The 556-nt window shown below is 55.9% G+C and carries 1 protein-coding gene; it reads right to left on the bottom strand.

The annotated features are described in order from the left end of the window. Positions 1–556: ShlB/FhaC/HecB family hemolysin secretion/activation protein (locus ACGF49_RS24755; RefSeq protein WP_387493379.1), on the bottom strand; the 556-nt coding region annotated here is incomplete at both ends.

The following is a 556-nucleotide window of genomic DNA, read 5'->3' as shown; positions in this document are numbered from 1 at the left end:
CCGATCAGCGGATAAGGTCAGCTCGCCATCAAAGCCGCGTACCGTCCAGCGACCGCCAATCGAGAAGCGATCCTGGGGCGTCAATGGGCTGGCGCTTATCTGACGCAAATACTGGGTTTGATAAGAAAAAGGCTGAGAAAACAAGGTTAACGGCCCGGCCAGCGTCGCCGAGAATTGGGTGATTTTAGGTAAGGCGGTCCCTTCATTGCGGTACTCTTCCGGTGCCGGTTGTGCGCCAAACCAGCGCATACCCTGCTGGTAAGTCACCCTAGTATCCAGCGTCGCGCTGCCGATAAAGTGATGATGGGACAGCCCCAGCTTCCAGCCCGCGGTTTCCCGGCGCTGAACATCGACTTCGGTCTTATCAATAAAATTGCGCGAAGTCCGGCGATAAATTTCGCCGTTAAGCAAGGTTTTCTGGTCGGCGTTACGGTGCAGCACCCGACTAAGCTGGACCGCCAGGTTTTGGCTTTTGCCCCGGTATTGGATCGCCTGATTCAGCCCGGCTATTGTCTGGGTATAATCGTAATGACTGGCCGTCACGCTCGTCATCCAG

The organism is Photorhabdus sp. RM96S (assembly GCF_042879335.1).
Taxonomy (GTDB): Bacteria; Pseudomonadota; Gammaproteobacteria; order Enterobacterales; family Enterobacteriaceae; genus Photorhabdus; species Photorhabdus kayaii.
The sequence above is the reverse complement of the archived record's forward strand: the minus strand, read 5'-3'. Positions and strand labels throughout refer to the sequence as shown.